We start from the raw sequence: 16,093 nt of genomic DNA, 5'->3' as shown, positions 1-16,093 counted from the left end.
GCCCTTTCGTCTGCCGCACGTCTTCGTCTGTTGTTCCAGGTCTGCTGTCCGTCTGCGCCTACGTCTGCGTCTCAGGCGGGCTGGTCGGCGGTCGCCTGCTGCGCGTAGGCCTCCCTGAACTGCGGCATCAGCTGCTGGAGCAGTTGCCTGGAGCGCGGGTGGCGGACGTTGCGCGTATCGGCCAGGTGGATGTCCAGGACCTCCAGGGACGGGTGCTGCCCCTGCTCGTCGGTGTAGTCGCTGAACACCTCGTACGCCTCCCTGGCGAAGTCGGTGTCCTCCATGGGCCACTCCTCCACCTGCGGGGCCTCCTCGGGGGCCGGAGCCTCGGGCGGCTCGGGGGACGGCTCCTCCTGGCGGGGGCGCGGGACCGCTCCGATGGTGCCGACGTCACCCAGCGGCCGGGTGCGGCCGGGGCCTGCGGGGATCTGGACGGGGGTGGGCTCCAGCCCCTCGACGTACTGCGGGTTGTACGCGCTCTCGTGGACGTTGTCCGGCAGCTTCTGGGCGGCGAACCAGGGGCTGTCGTGGGTCGGCGGGCCTGGCGGGGCCTGCTTCTGGAGCGAGGCGGGGTGGGGCTGTTGCTGCGGCGGGTGGGGCTGGGCCTGCTCGTGCTGGGGCCCGTGCTCTTGGTGCTCCTGGCCGTGCTGCCCGTGCTCCTGGCCGTCGTGCTGCCGGTGCTGCTGCTGGGGCTCGTACGGCAGTTCGGCCTTCGGGCGGTCGGCCGCGACGGGCGCCGGCGGCAGCAGGGCCGGTTCGATCCCGGCGGCGGCCAGCCCGGCCGGGCCGGTGTCCGCGAGCGGAACGCCGTACTTCGCGAGGCGCAGCGGCATCATCGACTCGACCGGGGCCTTGCGCCGCCAGTTGCGGCCGAAGCGGGCCTGGAGCCGGGCCTGGTAGATCAGCCGGTCCTGTTCGAGCTTGATGACCTGCTCGTAACTGCGCAGCTCCCACAGCTTCATCCGCCGCCACAGCTTGAACGTGGGGACGGGGGAGAGCAGCCAGCGGGTGAGGCGGACGCCCTCCATGTGCTTGTCGGCCGTGATGTCCGCGATCCGGCCCACCGCGTGCCGGGCGGCCTCGACGGAGACGACGAACAGCACCGGGATCACCGCGTGCATCGCGGTGCCCAGCGGGTCGGGCCAGGAGGCGGCGCCGTTGAACGCGATCGTCGCGGCGGTCAGCAGCCACGCCGTCTGGCGCAGCAGCGGGAACGGGATCCGCATCCAGGTGAGCAGGAGGTCCAGGGCGAGCAGGACGCAGATGCCCGCGTCGATGCCGATCGGGAAGACCAGGGAGAACGTCCCGAAGCCCTTCTTCTCCGCGAGCTCGCGCACGGCGGCGTAGGAACCCGCGAAGCCGATCGCGGCGATGACCACCGCACCGGCGATGACGACCCCGATGAGTATGCGGTGCGTGCGTGTCAGCTGCATCGCAGCCACCAGCGATCCCCTCCCCGACCTCTGCTACCCGAACCGACCTCTGTGCCCGGCTTGTTTGTCGGCCGGGCGTTCGACGCCCGGCGAGGGGACAGCCTGGCACATGCGTACGAGTTTCGTTGCGCGGGGAGGGGGAAAGCCCGGCCCCCGAGGGGGCCGGGCTCTCCAACGCACGTGCTGGACCTGCGGATTGGCGATCCGCGAGGCCGTCAGGTCACGACTTGGGCGTGGCCTTCGACTTGGGGCTGTCCTCGCCCTCGGCGTCACCCTTCGCGCCGGCCGCGTCCTTCTTCGCGTCCTCGGCCTTCGTGCCGTCGGCGTCGCCCTTCGCAGCGCCCCCGGCGTCGGCGGTCTTCTCGACCGCGGCGATCGCTTCCTTCGCCGCCTTCTGGGCGCCCTTGACGATGTCCGCGGACGAGGGGGTCTTCGCACCCGCGTAGCCCGCGCCGTTGTACGTCAGGGTGACGACGACGTTGCCCGTGCGCGCCACGACGGTGGCGTACGCGAAGTCCTCGTCCGTCTTGCTGAGGCCGTACGTGACGAGCGTGGCCTCCTCGCCGATACCGGCCGTGGGCTCGGCGGCGACCTTCTTGGCGCCCTCCGCGGCCTTCGTCTTGGTGACCTGCTTCGCGTACTCGTCGGTGGCCCGCTTGGCACCGCTGCCCAGCGACTGGTCCGAGTCGAACCGGGTGAAGCCGACGTCCAGCCAGCGGTACTGCGAGCCCTTGACGCCCTGGTCGTCCAGGCCGTTCCAGGAGCAGCTGCTCCGGGCCGCCAGGTCGCTGGACCCGCCGGCCGTGCCGCCCTTCTTCTTGGCCTCGGGCACCAGGTCCTCGGTCGTCTTCTTCGCGATCGAGGCACACGGGTCGGGCAGATCGGTGAACTTCGCCGCCTCGACGGCCGGCTTCGAGGGCTTGGCGCTGGCGGTGCCGGACGACGAGGAGCCCGCGTTCTTCTTGCCGTCGGAGCCGGAGTCCGACGAGCAGCCGACGGCTACGAGCATCACCGGAACGGCGGCGCAGGCGAGGATGCGGGACAGGCGCGGGGCAGATCGGTGCATGGTTCCTTCACTCGGATGGCACGGAGCTCTCGGTGCTGGAGGTCTCGGTTCGTGCGGTGTACGGGTGGGCTCGGTAGCTGGTCGGTACGTCTTGCCGGACAGCCACGGTACGACGGGCGGCGGGCGGCCCGCGCCGCCGCCGAGGGCCCCCGGAGACCGGAAATCCGGCCGGTGGGGGCCCGCAGGAGGGGGTCTATTCGCTGAGTGTCTCGGCCAGTTTCCGGGCCAGTGCCTGGGCCTTCTCCTGAAGTTCCCTGCTGTCGGGCGTCTGGGCGATGAGGGCCGGCTGCTCCGCGTACCGGACGGTCACGACCACGTTCGATGTGCGGAATACCACGCTCACCGTGTGGCGCTGTGCGGTGGAACCTGCCCGAGTGGGCAGATCCTGCAGAAATGCGGCATCTCCGAGGTCGTCGAGGATGCGCGAGGGAAGGGCGTCCTCCGGACTGCCGCTACTGCTGCTGCCGCTGGTGCTCCCGTCGGTGCCCCCGGAGGCAGAGGGGTCCGGCGAGGCCGAGGCGTCGTCTCCCGCCGGGCCCTCGGACTTCCCCGCGCCCTTCTCCTCGGTCTTCTCCTCGGTCTTCTCCTTCCCGCCCTTCTTGTCCTTCTCCTCGGCGGTCGGGGTGCCCTTCTCCGCGTCGGGCCCGGGGGTCGCCGAGGACGACAGTCCGGCGGCCTTCTCCTTCTTCGCGTACACCGTGTCGGCGCGGTCGTCGTCGCTGACCGCGGGGTCGTACGAGACGACGCGCTCGAAGTCGACGGAGAGGCTCCGCGTGGCGTTCGGCGCGTCGGACTTCCAGCTGCAGCCGACCTTGCGGTCGGTGTCGTACGTGACGGCTGCCGCTCCCCGGAGCACCTTCTCCTGCTGGTCCCCGGGCAGTTCCGCGGCGCCGGGCAGCAGATCCTTCAGCGTGGGGCGCGGCACGGCACGGCAGGGGGCGGGCAGGGTCAGGTACTTGCCGGGGGGCGCGGGGGTGACCGTCGGGCTGCCCGCCTTGCTGTCGGCGCCGTTCGCGTTGCTGTCGTCGCCGGCGCTGCAGCCGACGACGAGCGCTGCGAGAAGCGCGACGCCGGGTACGTACGCCATGTGTCGCACCGTCCCAGGCTCCCTTCGGTACGGAAAACGGGTTGCCGCTCGGAGGCGGCCGATGGACACAATGTGTATCGCACGCGCCGCTGTGAATGCCGGTCGGCCGACAGGTTTGCCGACCTTGGCACCGGTTTTGCGCTTTCAGTCTTTTCGGGGGAATCGAGGAGTTATGTCGTACGTAGAGGTGCCGGGAGCGAAGGTTCCCATCCGGATGTGGGCGGACCCCGCGTCCGTCGAGGACGTCGCGATGCAGCAGCTGCGCAACGTCTCCACGCTGCCGTGGATCAAGGGCCTGGCTGTCATGCCCGACGTCCACTTCGGCAAGGGGGCGACGGTCGGTTCGGTCATCGCGATGCAGGGCGCGGTGTGCCCGGCCGCGGTGGGAGTGGACATCGGCTGCGGGATGTCGGCGGTGAAGACGTCCCTCACCGCGAACGATCTTCCCGGAGACCTGTCACGGCTGCGCTCCAAGATCGAGCAGGCCATTCCGGTCGGCCGGGGGATGCACGGCGACGCGGTGGACCCGGGGAGGCTGCACGGTTTCCCGACGGCGGGCTGGGACGACTTCTGGGGGCGGTTCGGGGGGATCGCCGACGCGGTCAAGTTCCGTGAGGAGCGTGCCACGAAGCAGATGGGAACGCTCGGCTCGGGCAACCACATGATCGAGTTCTGTCTCGACAGTGATGGCGCGGTGTGGCTGATGCTGCACTCGGGCTCCCGCAACATCGGCAAGGAACTCGCCGAGCACCACATCGGCATCGCCCAGAAGCTTCCGCACAACCAGGACCTCGTCGACCGAGACCTGGCTGTCTTCGTCTCGGAGACCCCGCAGATGGCGGCCTACCGGAACGATCTGTACTGGGCGCAGGAGTACGCCAAGTACAACCGCGCGATCATGATGGCGCTCTTCAAGGACGTGGTCCGCAAGGAGTTCAAGAAGGCGAAGCCGGTCTTCGAGCAGGAGATCTCCTGCCACCACAACTACGTGGCGGAGGAGCGGTACGACGGTGCGGACCTGCTGGTCACCCGCAAGGGAGCGATCCGCGCCGGCTCCGGCGAGTACGGGATCATCCCCGGCTCGATGGGCACCAGCTCGTACATCGTGAAGGGCCTCGGCAACGAGAAGGCGTTCAACTCGGCCTCCCACGGGGCCGGTCGCCGGATGAGCCGGGGCGCGGCCAAGCGCCGCTTCACGGTGCGTGACCTGGAGGAGCAGACGCGCGGTGTGGAGTGCCGCAAGGACTCCGGCGTCCTGGACGAGATCCCGGCCGCGTACAAGCCCATCGAGCAGGTCATGGAGCAGCAGCGGGACCTGGTGGAGGTCGTCGCGAAGCTCAAGCAGGTCATCTGCATCAAGGGCTGAGCCGAGGGGCGCGCCGCGGACGGCGGCGTGCCCCTCACGGCCCCGCGGACGCCTACCCGCCTGCGGGAGCGTCCTCGGGGCGTCGCGCCTTTCCGGTCTTCAGCCGCCACAGCCGTACGGAGCACGAGGCTTCGCTGCGGCCCAGTTCGGCGGCCGCCGTCTGCTTGCGGCTGAGGGACAGACAGCCCGGATAGTAGAGATTCCCGGCCAGTTGTACCGCCGCTTCCTTCGTGCAGACCACGTTGTAGATCCCGTCACGCGCATTGCGCCCGATCTGCCGGGCGGCCCCCGTCACCGCCTTGGCGTACCTGCAGAGGTACGCGCCGACAGCGGCGCTCGCTGTGGTCAGCGAGACGAAGGGAAGACCTTGTCCCGTGTGCCCGACCGAGCCGTCGGCATCGATGACGCCTCGGAGATAGTCGCGGCGGGAGAACTCCACCCGGGGCGGGGTGATCTTCCTCGACTTCCGGCCGTAGGGAAGACCCAGCCCGTTGATGGCGGCCCGGGCTTCCCGATCGCAGAGGGTCCAGGTGGCCGAGTGGTGCTCCTCGGAGAAGTTCGTGGCTCGCACGCGCTCGGTGATGCTGCTGTTGTACGGGGTCAGGCGCTGGAACTCGCGCAGTACGGCGATGTCCCGGACGCTGATCTCCACCGTCAGGCGGCCCTTGTGGCCCGTGCCCCGCGCGAGGTGGCCGTCGGCCTGGAGGAAGCCGAACATGTAGGCGTAGTCGGGGTGTTGGAGATCCATGAACGCCGGGACCGCCGATGGGGCGGGAGAGAGATCGCCGATCTCGAAGAGTGGGGGCGCGTTAGTGTCGTGCTCAGCCACGGGAAGCCCTACTTCCTGCTGGTGAGGCCCTCGGCCGGGACGGCAATCCTGACCGGGGGCCGCGCGGTGTTCTGGCGCGACCGAGCTTGGGCAGCGGCTTCGAGAGCCGGGCGGGCGATCCGGCCCGATCACCCGCACGAGTGATCGAGGGCGGTGGCGTGAAAGGCGGGTCCGCCGGACCGGGCTACGCCCCGCCCCCGTAAGCCGCGTAGTCCGGCGACCCTGTCACCGCGAAGATGTGGACGGAAACGCCGGCCGGAGTCGTCCGGTGGCTCGTGAGGCGCAGGCCCGTCGGGGCGCCGCCCGCCGGGAACAGGCGGCGGCCCTCGCCGACCACCACCGGGGCGATGGCCAGGCGGAGTTCGTCGACCAGGCCCGCGGCCAGGAGCGACTGGGCCAGGCGGGCGCTGCCGTGGATCTGGAGGTCCCGGCCGGGCTGCCGTTTCACTTCGGCCACCTGGGCGGGGGCGTCGCCGGAGAGGATCGTGGTCGGGTTCCACGTGGCTTCGGACGCGGTCAGGGTGTTCGAGGCCACGTACTTCGGCAGGCCGTTCAGGGTGGCGGCGAACGGGTGGTCGGTCATCCGCGGCCAGTCCCGGGCGAAGTTCTCGTACGTGCGGCGGCCGAAGAGGAACGCGTCCGCCTCGGCCAGCCATTCGCCGGCCAGGGCCTCGAACGCCTCGTCCAGGTGCGGGACGAACCAGCCGCCCCGGGTGAAGCCGTCGCTGGTGTCCTCGTCGGGGGCCCCGGGGCCCTGGGAGACGCCGTCGAGCGTCAGGAACTCCTGCACCACCAGTTTCATCGCACGGCACTCCTCTGCGTGGGGCTTTCCGGTCGGTAAGGACCCGTTTGCGGCAGTCCTTACTAGCACGGCCGGAGCTGCACGTCTCCCTTACGCCGCGCCCGCCAGGTCCGCCTCCGTCAGCGAGGTCACCAGCACCGTGCGCGGGCCCGGTTCGATGCCGGGCACCGACGGGACCGCGAGCAGGCGGCAGCCCGCGGCCAGGGCGGCGGCGGCGCCCGTGGGGGTGTCCTCCACGGCCAGGCAGTCCTGGGGGGCCACGCCGAGGGCGGTCGCCGCGGCCAGGTACGGGTCGGGGTGCGGCTTTCCGCGTGCCGTCTCGCCCGAGGCGACCGACGCATCGAAGCGGTGCCGGCCCAGGGTGTCGAGCACCAGGTCCGCCACATGCCGCTCGGACGCGGTGACCAGGGCCGTCGGTACGCCGAGTGCGCGCGCCCGGTCCAGGAGCCGGAGAGCGCCCGGCTGGACGGTCACCCCGGCCGCCACCCGGGCGGTGAACCGCCGGTCGAGCAGGGCGGCCGTCTCCGCCTCCGACAGGGCGGTGAGGCCGTCGCGTACGAGGCGGCCGGCCGCGTCGGCCACGGCGGTGCCCGCGAAGGGGGCGAGGGTGTCCGCGTCGGCCGGGGAGTTCTGCGAGCGGAGGAAACCGGCGACGGTGTCCAGCCAGGCGTGCTCGGTGTCGACGAGGGTGCCGTCCATGTCGCAGAGGAGGGCGGCGGGGCGGGGGAGCGGGGACATGCGGGGCTCGCTGTTCCTGGGGGTGGGCTGCCTGACGGACTGCCGGGGAGTGCTTCTGCGGTTCGGGGCGGGTGCGGCCCGTCCGTGGGTCAGTCGGTGGCGGTGCGCACCAACGGGTTCGCCTGGACGGAGTTGCGTACGGTGAACACCACCGAGTCCGGCTTGTAGCGGTCGTCCGACGTCTCGACCGGGCGGCCGTCCGGGGTGGTCGTCGTGCGGCGCACCCGCAGCAGCGGAGCGCCGCGCCGTACGGCCAGTTCGCGGGCGTCCGTGGTGCCCGCGGCGACGGCGTCCAGGTGGTGTTCGCCGTGGCTCATGACCACGCCCGCCTCGTCGTACAGGCTCTGGGTGACCGACTCGCAGTCGTCCGGCAGGCGTTCGACGGCCGCCGTGACCCATCCGGCGTAGACCGTGCGTTCCAGGAGCGCCGGTTCGCCGTTCAGGGTGCGTACGCGCAGGACGTGCAGGACCGGGTCGCCGGGGTCGAGGTGGAGCTGGGCGGCCTCGGTCTCGGTGGCCTTGGCGTGGCGGGAGCCGAGGACGAGGCCGCCGGGGGTGCGGCCGCCGGCTCTGGCCCACTGGGCGAAGCTGCGCAGTTCGGTGAAGCTCTGGCTGGGGGTGGTGGACAGGACGGTGCGGCGCGCGCCCTGCCGGGAGCCGATCAGGCCCTCCGACTGGAGCGCGCCGAAGGCCTGGCGGAGGGTGCCCCGGGAAACGCCGTGTGCCAGCACCAGTTCGGACTCGGACGGCAGTTCGGAGCCCACGGGATAGGTGCCGTCGGCGATGGCGCGGCGCAGTTCCTCGGCGATCTGCTGGTGCCGTCGGGTCACGTCTCTCCTAGAGGCTTCGAGGCGGCGCGGGGGGCGGTGCGGGCAGTGGCGATCATGTCATCCGCCCGAGGTGTTCCGCATCTTCCCGACTGTGCGCAGTCGGCCTTCCTCTCGAAGAGGGAACCCTGTGCCTTACCAGTTTGGATGAAGGTAAACCTACGTCTTCATAACGCTTCTGACCTGCACTTTTTCCCAACCGAAGTCTTTACCTGCCCGTCACCTGACTGCTAGCTTCGGCTGGCTTACTGACGATGGCTTGTCCATACAGGTGGCTCGCCTCAGACCCAGGAGTACGCATCGTGAAGGCACACCATCCCCGCCGCGTCCTGACCGCCGCGGCCCTCGCCGGCCTCACCGCCCTGGTGGCCACCGGCTGTGGCTCCGCACCGGACGACGCCGGTGCGCGGAACAGCAAGGCCGCGAAGGCGGAGTCGGCCGCGGACCTCGGCGGTATGGACAAGCTCGTCGCGGCGGCGGAGAAGGAGGGCAAACTCAACGTCTACGCCCTCGCGCCGGACTGGGCCAACTACGGCGAGATGATCGCGGCCTTCGAGAAGAAGTACGCCATCGAGGTCAACAACGAGGACCCGGGCGGCAGCAGCCAGGGCGCGCTGAACGCCGCGGCCAAGCGCAAGGGCCAGAACCGGGCCGTCGACGCGCTGGATCTCGGTACCTCGTACATGCAGGACGCCAAGAAGCAGGGCCTGCTCGCGGCGTACAAGGTGGAGGGCTGGGACAGCATCCCGGACGCGCAGAAGCAGCCGGACGCCTCCTTCATGAACAACTACGGCGGCTACATATCCATCGGCTGTGACGCCAAGGCCGTGAAGAACTGCCCGGAGACCTTCAAGGATCTCCTGGGGCCCGAGTACCGGAACAAGGTCGCGCTCAACGGCGACCCGACCGAGTCCAGCTCCGCGCTGGCCGCGGTCGTCGCCGCGTCGCTGGCCAACGGCGGTTCCCTGGACGACGCGCAGCCGGGTCTCGACTTCTTCCAGGAGCTGAAGAAGAACGGCAACTTCGTCCCCGCGAAGTCCACGCTCGCCACCATCCAGCAGGGCGAGACGCCGATCTCGATCGACTGGGACTACCTCAACCTGGGCTACGGCAAGAAGCTGAAGCCCAAGGGCGTCGACTGGCAGGTCGCGGTGCCCTCCGACGGGCTGTACTCGCGCTACTACAACCAGGGCGTCAACAAGCACGCCCCGCACCCGGCCGCCGCCCGTCTGTGGCTGGAGTTCGTCTACAGCCCCGAGGGCCAGAACATCTGGCTCAAGGGCTTCTCGCGCCCGGCGCTCCTCGACGCGATGAAGGAGGCCGGCACCGCCGACAAGGCCGCCGTCGCCGAGATCCCCGAGGTCGACGGGGTGCCCGAGGAGCCGAGCGTGGAGCAGGAGGCGAAGGCCAAGGAGACCGTCGTCCAGGGCTGGGGCAAGGCGGTCAGCTGACCATGCCCGAACAGACCGCACTTCCCGCCCCCGCCCCGGGCTCCGTGCCCGTGGCGGGCGCGGCCGCCCCCGTGCCGCCCGCTCCGGACGTCCGGGACGGCGGCCCCCGTCGCCGCGGCGCGCGGCGGCACCGGTGGCCCGTCGTCGTCCCGTTCTTCGCGTTTCTCGCGGTGTGCTTCGGGCTGCCCGCCGGGACCATGGTGTACGGGGCGTTCACCGTCGTCGACTCCGCGACCGGGGACGGCAGGTTCTCCACGGAGAACGTCAGCGGGTCGCTGTCCGGGGCGTACGCCACCGGGCTGACCGGCAGCGTCGAACTCTCGCTCGTGACCGCGCTGCTGGCGACCGTCATCGGCACCCTGATCGCCCAGGCCGTCGTCAGCTCCCCGCGCCCCGGGCTGCGGGGCGTCGTCGTCTCGGCCGGCGGGGTGCTCGCCAACTTCTCCGGTGCGCCGCTCGCCTTCGCCTTCATCGCGACGCTCGGCACGACCGGCACCGTCACCCAGCTGTTCCACCTGGACCGGACGGGCTTCAGCCTCTACAGCTTCACCGGCCTGGTGCTGGCCTACCTCTACTTCATGGTCCCGCTGATGGTGGTGACCGTGCTGCCCGCGCTCGACGGCCTGCGCTCCCAGTGGCAGGAGGCCGCCGCGTCCTGCGGGGCGACCCGGGGACAGTACTGGCTCCACGTCGGCATCCCGGTGCTGACCCCGTCGCTGCTCGGCGGGGCGGTGCTGATGTTCGGCACCGCGTTCGCCTCGCACGCCACCGCCGCCGTGATGGTCGGCTCCTCGCAGCCGCTGATCACCATCCAGATCGCCAACGCCCTCAACGGCAACGTCCTGGTGGGCCAGGAGAACCTCGCCCTCGCCATGAGCCTCAACATGGTCGTGATCGCGCTGCTCGTGATGGCCGTACAGATTCCGCTGCAGCGCAGGAGCACCCGATGGCTCGGATGATGTTCACCTCGCGGGCCGTCGTCCTGCCGCTCGCCGCGCTGTATTTCCTGGTCCCCATCGGGGCCTCGATCTGGTTCAGCGTCAACGAGGTCGACGGCGTCAGCTTCGACGCGTACACGCAGGGGCTCGGCACCGAGGGGCTGACCACCAGCCTGATGCTCTCGGTACGCCTGGGCCTGGCCACCATCGTCTGCGGACTCCTGCTGATGGTGCCGACCCTCGTCGCGGTCGCGCTCTATCTGCCGGGGCTGCGCCGGACCGTCGAGATCCTGTGCATGATGCCGCTGGTGGTCCCGCCGATCGCCCTGGTCGCGGGCGTCACGACGGTGCTGTCCTGGGAAGCGGACCTGGCCGACACGCCCTTCTACCTGACCTTCCAGATGCTGCGGGACGAGAACTTCCCGCTGGTCCTCGTCCTCGTCTACACGGTCATGTCCCTGCCGTTCCTGTACCGCTCGCTGGACGCCGGGCTGCGCGCCGTCGATCTGCGCACCCTCGTCGAGGCCGCCCGCAGCCTGGGCGCATCGCGTCTGCAGACCCTGTGGCAGGTGATCGTGCCGAACCTGCGGACCGCCGTGGTGGGCGGCGCCGTCCTCAGCCTGGCCATGGTGCTCGGCGAGTACACCGTCGCCTCCGTGCTCTCCTACCGCCCGTTCTCCGTCTGGATGGTGGAGATCAAGGACTCCGAGGCCCAGCTCTCGGTGGCCGCCGCGATGCTCAGCCTGTTGATCACCTGGGGGCTGCTGCTCCTGCTCACCACCCTGGCCGGTGGCCGCAGCCGCCGTCGTATGCACCCGAACTCCGGCCGCGAGAACCGCGCGAACCGAAAGAAGACCGTGTCATGACCGTTCCCGTGCACCTCAAGAACCTGCGTCGGGCGTTCGGCTCCACGGTCGCGCTCGACGGGCTCGACCTGGACATCGCCCCCGGTGAACTGGTCGCCCTGCTCGGCCCGTCCGGCTGCGGCAAGACCACCGCGCTGCGCATCGTCGCCGGCTTCGAGAGCGCGGACGGCGGCGAGCTGCTGATGGACGGCGAGGACGTCACCTCCATCCCGGCCCACCGCCGTGACATCGGCATGGTCTTCCAGTCGTACAGCCTGTTCCCGAACATGACGGCCGCCGAGAACATCGCGTACGGCCTGCGGGTACGGGGCCGGGGCGCCGCCGAACGCAAGGCGCGGGCGGCTGAGTTGCTGGAGCTGGTCGGTCTGCCCGGCCGCGAGAGCCACTACCCGCACCAGCTCTCCGGCGGCCAGCAGCAGCGCGTCGCCCTCGCCCGCGCCCTGGCCGTCTCGCCCAAGGTGTTGCTCCTCGACGAGCCGCTGTCCGCGCTCGACGCCAAGGTGCGGCTCACGCTGCGCGAGGAGATCCGGCGCATCCAGCTGGACCTCGGCATCACCACCGTCTTCGTCACCCACGACCAGGAGGAGGCGCTGTCCATGGCGGACCGCGTCGCCGTGATGAAGGACGGGCGGCTCGAACAGTGCGCCGCGCCGGGTGAGTTGTACGACCGCCCGGCCACGCCGTTCGTCGCCGAGTTCGTCGGCACCATGAACCGGCTGCCGGGCACCGTCCGGGACGGCGGGGTCGTCGAGCTGTTCGGGCGGCGGCTGCCCATCCACGGCGAGAGGCCCGCCACCGGCGCCGAGGTCGACGTCCTGCTGCGCCCCGAGGGACTGGCGGTCGGGGCGGCCGACGACGCGTCGGGCGTGCCCGCGACCGTACGGGTGGCGACCTTCCTCGGCGCCACCACCCGGCTGCACCTGACCACCGACTCCGGAGCCGCGTGCAAGGCCGACCTGCCCAGCTGGGAGGCGGCCGCGCTGACGCCGGGAGCCCGCTGCACGATCACCCCGCACGAGAACCCCGTGCTCGTCACCGAGCGAGCCGTCGCCCCGTCCCTCAAGGTGTAAGTGAAGGAGTGAGCAACCAGTGAGTGCCAAGCGTCGTGTATTGCTGTCCGCCACCGGAGCGGCCGTCGCCCTCGCCGCGACCGCGGCCGTCGCGGTCGCCGGTCCCGTGGCCACGTCCGACGAGGCCGCGAAGCCCGGAGAACCCGGAAGGCCGGCCGCCGCGAGCGAGCTGCGCGTGATGACCCTGAACCTGTGGCACGGCGGGGCCAAGGTCGACGACGGTCTGGCCAAGCAGCTCGCCGTCATCAAGAAGCACCGGCCCGACGTGGTCGGCCTCCAGGAGACCTCCGGGCACTCCGCGAAGGAGATCGCGGAGGAACTCGGCTGGGACCACTGGCAGTCGGATGCCGACCTGGGCATCATCAGCCGTTTCCCGTTCACCTCGGAGGTCGAGACCAGCCAGGCCGCGGCGGGCGTCCGCATCCGGATCGACGAGACCACCGGCCAGGAGGTCGAGCTCTGGACGGCGCACCTCGGCTACGACCCGTACGGCCCGTACGACGCCTGCTTCGACAAGATGCCGGTCGAGGAGATCTTCCGGCGGGAGGCGGAGTCCGGCCGCACCCCGCAGGCCGAGGCCATCGCCAAGGACCTCGCGCCGAAGATCGCCGCCGCCGACGAGACGCCGGTGCTGCTGGTGGGCGACTTCAACACGCCCTCGCACCTGGACTGGACCGAGGCGACCGAGGACAGCCACTGCGGTTACGGGCAGGTCGACTGGCCGGTGACCAAGATCTTCGAGGGCGCCGGTCTGAAGGACTCCTTCCGGGAGGCGAACCCGGACCCGGCGGCGGTGCCCGGCACCACCTGGTCGCCGGTCTACCCGAAGCACGAGGGCTCCACGGGGGCCGACGAGCCCCAGGACCGGATCGACTTCATCGACTACGCGGGCGACAAGCTCACGGTGAAGGACTCGGTGTCCTTCGTCGAGGGCGACCCGAAGCCGGTGCCGGACCAGGCCGGCAACGCGTGGCCGACGGACCACGCGGCGGTGCTGACGACGTTCACGGTGGGCTGACGCGCTTCCGGCGGGGGCCGGGGACCTGTACGCCGGTCCCGGGCCCCCTTTGCTCACAGGCTCACAGCGTCCGGTGGACCTTCGTGTTGGAGGCCTGGGCGCGCGGGCGGACCACCAGGAGGTCGATGTTGACGTGGCTGGGGCGGGTGACGGCCCAGCCGATCGTGTCGGCCACGTCCTCGGCGGTCAGCGGGGCGTCGACGCCCGCGTAGACCTTGGCGGCCTTCTCGGTGTCGCCGCGGAAGCGGGTGCTGGCGAACTCCTCGGTCCTGACCATGCCGGGGGCCACCTCGATGACGCGGACCGGGGTGCCGACGATCTCCAGCCGCAGGGTCTCGGCGAGGACGTGTTCGCCGTGCTTGGCCGCGACGTAACCGCCGCCGCCCTCGTACGCGGACAGCGCCGCCGTCGAGGAGAGGATCACGATCGTGCCGTCGCCGCTTGCGGTGAGCGCGGGCAGCAGGGCCTGGGTGACGTTGAGGGTGCCGATCACGTTCGTCTCGTACATCTGCCGCCAGTCGGCGGGGTCGCCGGTCGCGACCGGGTCGGCCCCGAGCGCCCCGCCCGCGTTGTTGACGAGGACGGCGAGGGAGCGGAACGCGGTGGCGAACTCGTCGACCGCCGCACGGTCGGTGACGTCCAGCGCGTACGCCGTCGCCTGGTGACCGGCCTCGGTGAGCTCGGCGGCGAGCGCCTCGATCCGGTCCTTGCGGCGGGCGGTGAGGACGACGCGGAAGCCTTCGGCGGCCAGCGTACGGGCGGTCGCGGCGCCGATGCCGCTGCTCGCGCCGGTGACGACGGCGATGGGGGTGGCGGCCATGGCGATCTCCTCGGACTGCTGATCGGGTACGGGCCAAGGATAGGCAGGCGCCCCCGGGAGGGCCGCCGGCGCCGTCGGCCGGGGCCCGCGAGCCCTCTGAACCGTGACCGCCGCGGACGCGTGCGCCTCTGAACCGGGACCGCCGCGGACGCGTGCGCCTTACGGACCGTGACCGCCGGGGACGCGTCTCCCGATCGGCTGCGGGTCATCATGGGCTGGTGATCGTCGAACGCGCCTACGCCCATGTGTACGACCCCGACCCGGACGCCTGGCCCTGGACCGTGCCCGGTGTGCGGCAGTTCCTCGCCGAGGGGCTGCGTTTCCGGGCCCCGGTGACCTTTCTCGTCGGCGAGAACGGCTCGGGGAAGTCGACGCTGGTGGAGGCGCTGGCCGAGGGGTTCGGGCTGGACTCGTACGGCGGTTCCGCCGACTGGAAGTACGCCACCTCGCGGGGCAAGTCCGTGCTCGGGGAGCGCGTCCGCTTCGATGCCGCGCCCCGGGGGCGGCGGATGGTCGGCAGCCGGGCCGCGCGCAAGGGGTTCTTCCTGCGGGCGGAGACCGCCCTCGACGCGTTGGAGCGGGAGAGCCTGGATCCGGACTCCCGCAGCCACGGGGAGGGGTTCCTCGCGGCGTTCCGGGAGAAGTTCACGGTGCCGGGGCTCTACGTCCTGGACGAGCCCGAGGCCGCGCTCTCCTTCACTTCGTGCCTCGAACTGCTGGGCCACATGGACCAGTTGGTCAAGGCGGGCGGCCAGGTGGTGTGCGCCACCCACTCACCGCTGCTCACCGCGCTGCCGGGTGCCGACATCGTGCAGCTGGGGGACGGCGGCATGGAACGGGTGCGCTGGGCGGATCTGGAGCTGGTCGACCACTGGCGGCGCTATCTCGCCGAACCGCAGGCCTACCTGCGGCACATCCTCGGCTGAGCGCGCGCCCGCGCCCACGAGCCTGTCCGGCCTGATCCGCCGGACACCCCCTACGCCGCCGTGCCCCCGAACTCGCGGACCGCCTCGGACACGATCGTCTCCAGATGGCCGTGGTGGGCGCCGCGCCAGTACACCCGGGAGCACTCCGTGCACTGGGCGAACACGTCGTACGCCTGCTGCGTGCCGTGCTCCAGCAGCCCGCTCACGGAGTCCTTGGCGGCCCCGGCCAGGGTGCCGTTGCACGCGGTGCAGCGGGTCCACGGGGCCAGAGCCGGAGCGAAGCGGCCGAGGACGTCGCGGAGCTGCTCCTTGGGGCGGTCGCTGTAGACGTACGCCCCCGCCCAGAGCTCGCGGCGGCGCAGCAGCCCGCGGTCCCGGGAGAGCAGGACGCGCCGCTCGCGCGCGGAGAGGGCGGCCAGGGCGGGGTCGCCGATGTCCTCGCTCTCGTACGCCGCGTCGACGCCCAGGAGCCGCAGCCGGCGGGCCAGGGTGCCGAGATGGACGTCGAGGAGGAAGCGCAGGGGTGCGCCGGGGACCCGCTGCGGGCGTTCCACCGCGCGTACGTCGACGTGTTCGCCCGGGCCGGGCACGTGCGAGCGGGCCACCGGGACGCCGTTCACCAGCAGCGTTCCGGCCTCGGTGAGCGGGACGCCGAGGGACTCGATGACATGGCCGAGGGTGGAGGAGCCGTCCGTGACGAGGGGCGTGGGTCCGCCGCGGCGGTCATGCGGGACGAAGAGCCGCAGCTCAGGGGCTACTTCGAGGGTGATCTCGGGTCCGTTCACCCGGTCAGGATGCCACCGGCCGGGGATGGCCTGCCAGGGATTTGGCGGGGCGCGCGGGTGTGCGTGACCGG

Annotated in this window: 16 protein-coding genes; 7 read left to right on the top strand and 9 right to left on the bottom strand. The window is 71.3% G+C overall.

Annotation, left to right across the window (positions count from 1 at the left end; all coding sequences use genetic code 11):
* Nucleotides 1-71: 71 nt before the first annotated feature.
* From ACFWRV_RS15275 to ACFWRV_RS15265, 3 genes are all read right to left on the bottom strand, one after another.
* Complete coding sequence (locus ACFWRV_RS15275) at nucleotides 72-1,442, bottom strand: DUF2637 domain-containing protein (protein WP_384333917.1); 1,371 nt, start codon at nucleotides 1,440-1,442, stop codon at nucleotides 72-74.
* A gap of 211 nt (nucleotides 1,443-1,653) precedes the next feature.
* Nucleotides 1,654-2,499, bottom strand: a complete 846-nt coding sequence (locus tag ACFWRV_RS15270) for a DUF3558 domain-containing protein (RefSeq protein WP_384333915.1) — start codon at nucleotides 2,497-2,499, stop codon at nucleotides 1,654-1,656.
* A 193-nt stretch (nucleotides 2,500-2,692) separates the two neighbouring features.
* Nucleotides 2,693-3,586: a DUF3558 domain-containing protein gene (locus ACFWRV_RS15265; protein ID WP_384333912.1), complete on the bottom strand. Its 894-nt coding sequence runs from the start codon at nucleotides 3,584-3,586 to the stop codon at nucleotides 2,693-2,695.
* A gap of 172 nt (nucleotides 3,587-3,758) precedes the next feature.
* On the opposite strand from ACFWRV_RS15265, the gene ACFWRV_RS15260 reads away from it, so the two are divergent.
* Nucleotides 3,759-4,952, top strand: a complete 1,194-nt coding sequence (locus tag ACFWRV_RS15260) for an RtcB family protein (RefSeq protein WP_384333909.1) — start codon at nucleotides 3,759-3,761, stop codon at nucleotides 4,950-4,952.
* Nucleotides 4,953-5,004: 52 nt separating this feature from the next.
* On the opposite strand, the gene ACFWRV_RS15255 is transcribed toward ACFWRV_RS15260, so the two are convergent.
* From ACFWRV_RS15255 to ACFWRV_RS15240, 4 genes are all read right to left on the bottom strand, one after another.
* Nucleotides 5,005-5,781 carry a hypothetical protein gene (locus tag ACFWRV_RS15255; RefSeq protein ID WP_384333906.1) on the bottom strand — a complete coding sequence of 259 codons (777 nt, stop codon included), beginning with the start codon at nucleotides 5,779-5,781 and terminating at the stop codon, nucleotides 5,005-5,007.
* A gap of 184 nt (nucleotides 5,782-5,965) precedes the next feature.
* Complete coding sequence (locus tag ACFWRV_RS15250) at nucleotides 5,966-6,583, bottom strand: dihydrofolate reductase family protein (protein ID WP_384333903.1); 618 nt, start codon at nucleotides 6,581-6,583, stop codon at nucleotides 5,966-5,968.
* Between the two features lie 90 nt (nucleotides 6,584-6,673).
* A complete protein-coding gene (locus ACFWRV_RS15245; RefSeq protein WP_384333900.1) occupies nucleotides 6,674-7,321 on the bottom strand; it encodes an HAD family hydrolase in 648 nt (215 codons plus the stop codon).
* 89 nt (nucleotides 7,322-7,410) lie between these two features.
* Nucleotides 7,411-8,151, bottom strand: coding sequence for a GntR family transcriptional regulator (locus ACFWRV_RS15240; RefSeq protein ID WP_384333897.1), 741 nt, complete (start codon nucleotides 8,149-8,151; stop codon nucleotides 7,411-7,413).
* A gap of 299 nt (nucleotides 8,152-8,450) precedes the next feature.
* Between ACFWRV_RS15240 and ACFWRV_RS15235 the strand changes: the two genes are divergently transcribed.
* The 5 genes from ACFWRV_RS15235 to ACFWRV_RS15215 are packed head-to-tail and all read left to right on the top strand — an operon-like array spanning nucleotide 8,451 to nucleotide 13,491.
* Nucleotides 8,451-9,599, top strand: a complete 1,149-nt coding sequence (locus tag ACFWRV_RS15235; RefSeq protein ID WP_384333894.1) for an extracellular solute-binding protein — start codon at nucleotides 8,451-8,453, stop codon at nucleotides 9,597-9,599.
* Nucleotides 9,600-9,601: 2 nt separating this feature from the next.
* Nucleotides 9,602-10,558 carry an ABC transporter permease gene (locus ACFWRV_RS15230; RefSeq protein ID WP_384333891.1) on the top strand — a complete coding sequence of 319 codons (957 nt, stop codon included), beginning with the start codon at nucleotides 9,602-9,604 and terminating at the stop codon, nucleotides 10,556-10,558.
* Nucleotides 10,555-11,403, top strand: coding sequence for an ABC transporter permease (locus ACFWRV_RS15225; protein WP_384333941.1), 849 nt, complete (start codon nucleotides 10,555-10,557; stop codon nucleotides 11,401-11,403). The genes ACFWRV_RS15230 and ACFWRV_RS15225 overlap by 4 nt, the downstream gene beginning before the upstream one ends.
* On the top strand, nucleotides 11,400-12,473 hold the full coding sequence (locus ACFWRV_RS15220) for an ABC transporter ATP-binding protein (protein ID WP_384333888.1): 1,074 nt from the start codon (nucleotides 11,400-11,402) through the stop codon (nucleotides 12,471-12,473). Before ACFWRV_RS15225 ends, ACFWRV_RS15220 begins: the two co-directional genes overlap by 4 nt.
* A gap of 19 nt (nucleotides 12,474-12,492) precedes the next feature.
* A complete protein-coding gene (locus tag ACFWRV_RS15215; protein ID WP_384333885.1) occupies nucleotides 12,493-13,491 on the top strand; it encodes an endonuclease/exonuclease/phosphatase family protein in 999 nt (332 codons plus the stop codon).
* 61 nt (nucleotides 13,492-13,552) lie between these two features.
* Here ACFWRV_RS15215 and ACFWRV_RS15210 read toward each other — a convergent pair whose 3' ends face one another.
* Nucleotides 13,553-14,311: an SDR family NAD(P)-dependent oxidoreductase gene (locus ACFWRV_RS15210; RefSeq protein ID WP_384333882.1), complete on the bottom strand. Its 759-nt coding sequence runs from the start codon at nucleotides 14,309-14,311 to the stop codon at nucleotides 13,553-13,555.
* 218 nt (nucleotides 14,312-14,529) lie between these two features.
* Between ACFWRV_RS15210 and ACFWRV_RS15205 the strand changes: the two genes are divergently transcribed.
* On the top strand, nucleotides 14,530-15,237 hold the full coding sequence (locus tag ACFWRV_RS15205; RefSeq protein WP_384333878.1) for an AAA family ATPase: 708 nt from the start codon (nucleotides 14,530-14,532) through the stop codon (nucleotides 15,235-15,237).
* 50 nt (nucleotides 15,238-15,287) lie between these two features.
* On the opposite strand, the gene ACFWRV_RS15200 is transcribed toward ACFWRV_RS15205, so the two are convergent.
* Nucleotides 15,288-16,022: a Mut7-C RNAse domain-containing protein gene (locus ACFWRV_RS15200; protein WP_384333875.1), complete on the bottom strand. Its 735-nt coding sequence runs from the start codon at nucleotides 16,020-16,022 to the stop codon at nucleotides 15,288-15,290.
* Between the last annotated feature and the right edge of the window lie 71 nt (nucleotides 16,023-16,093).

Origin of the sequence: Streptomyces sp. NPDC058576, assembly GCF_042718715.1 — a bacterium.
In the GTDB taxonomy this organism is placed as follows: Bacteria; Actinomycetota; Actinomycetes; order Streptomycetales; family Streptomycetaceae; genus Streptomyces.
The sequence above is the reverse complement of the archived record's forward strand: the minus strand, read 5'-3'. Positions and strand labels throughout refer to the sequence as shown.

Excerpts from the sequence above, each read along its gene's own strand:
- ACFWRV_RS15270 (WP_384333915.1), bottom strand. The coding sequence starts at position 2,499 with ATGCACCGATCTGCCCCGCGCCTGTCCCGCATCCTCGCCTGCGCCGCC.
- ACFWRV_RS15265 (WP_384333912.1), bottom strand. The coding sequence starts at position 3,586 with ATGGCGTACGTACCCGGCGTCGCGCTTCTCGCAGCGCTCGTCGTCGGC.
- ACFWRV_RS15260 (WP_384333909.1), top strand. The coding sequence starts at position 3,759 with ATGTCGTACGTAGAGGTGCCGGGAGCGAAGGTTCCCATCCGGATGTGG.
- ACFWRV_RS15250 (WP_384333903.1), bottom strand. The coding sequence starts at position 6,583 with ATGAAACTGGTGGTGCAGGAGTTCCTGACGCTCGACGGCGTCTCCCAG.
- ACFWRV_RS15245 (WP_384333900.1), bottom strand. The coding sequence starts at position 7,321 with ATGTCCCCGCTCCCCCGCCCCGCCGCCCTCCTCTGCGACATGGACGGC.
- ACFWRV_RS15230 (WP_384333891.1), top strand. The coding sequence starts at position 9,602 with ATGCCCGAACAGACCGCACTTCCCGCCCCCGCCCCGGGCTCCGTGCCC.
- ACFWRV_RS15225 (WP_384333941.1), top strand. The coding sequence starts at position 10,555 with ATGATGTTCACCTCGCGGGCCGTCGTCCTGCCGCTCGCCGCGCTGTAT.
- ACFWRV_RS15220 (WP_384333888.1), top strand. The coding sequence starts at position 11,400 with ATGACCGTTCCCGTGCACCTCAAGAACCTGCGTCGGGCGTTCGGCTCC.
- ACFWRV_RS15210 (WP_384333882.1), bottom strand. The coding sequence starts at position 14,311 with ATGGCCGCCACCCCCATCGCCGTCGTCACCGGCGCGAGCAGCGGCATC.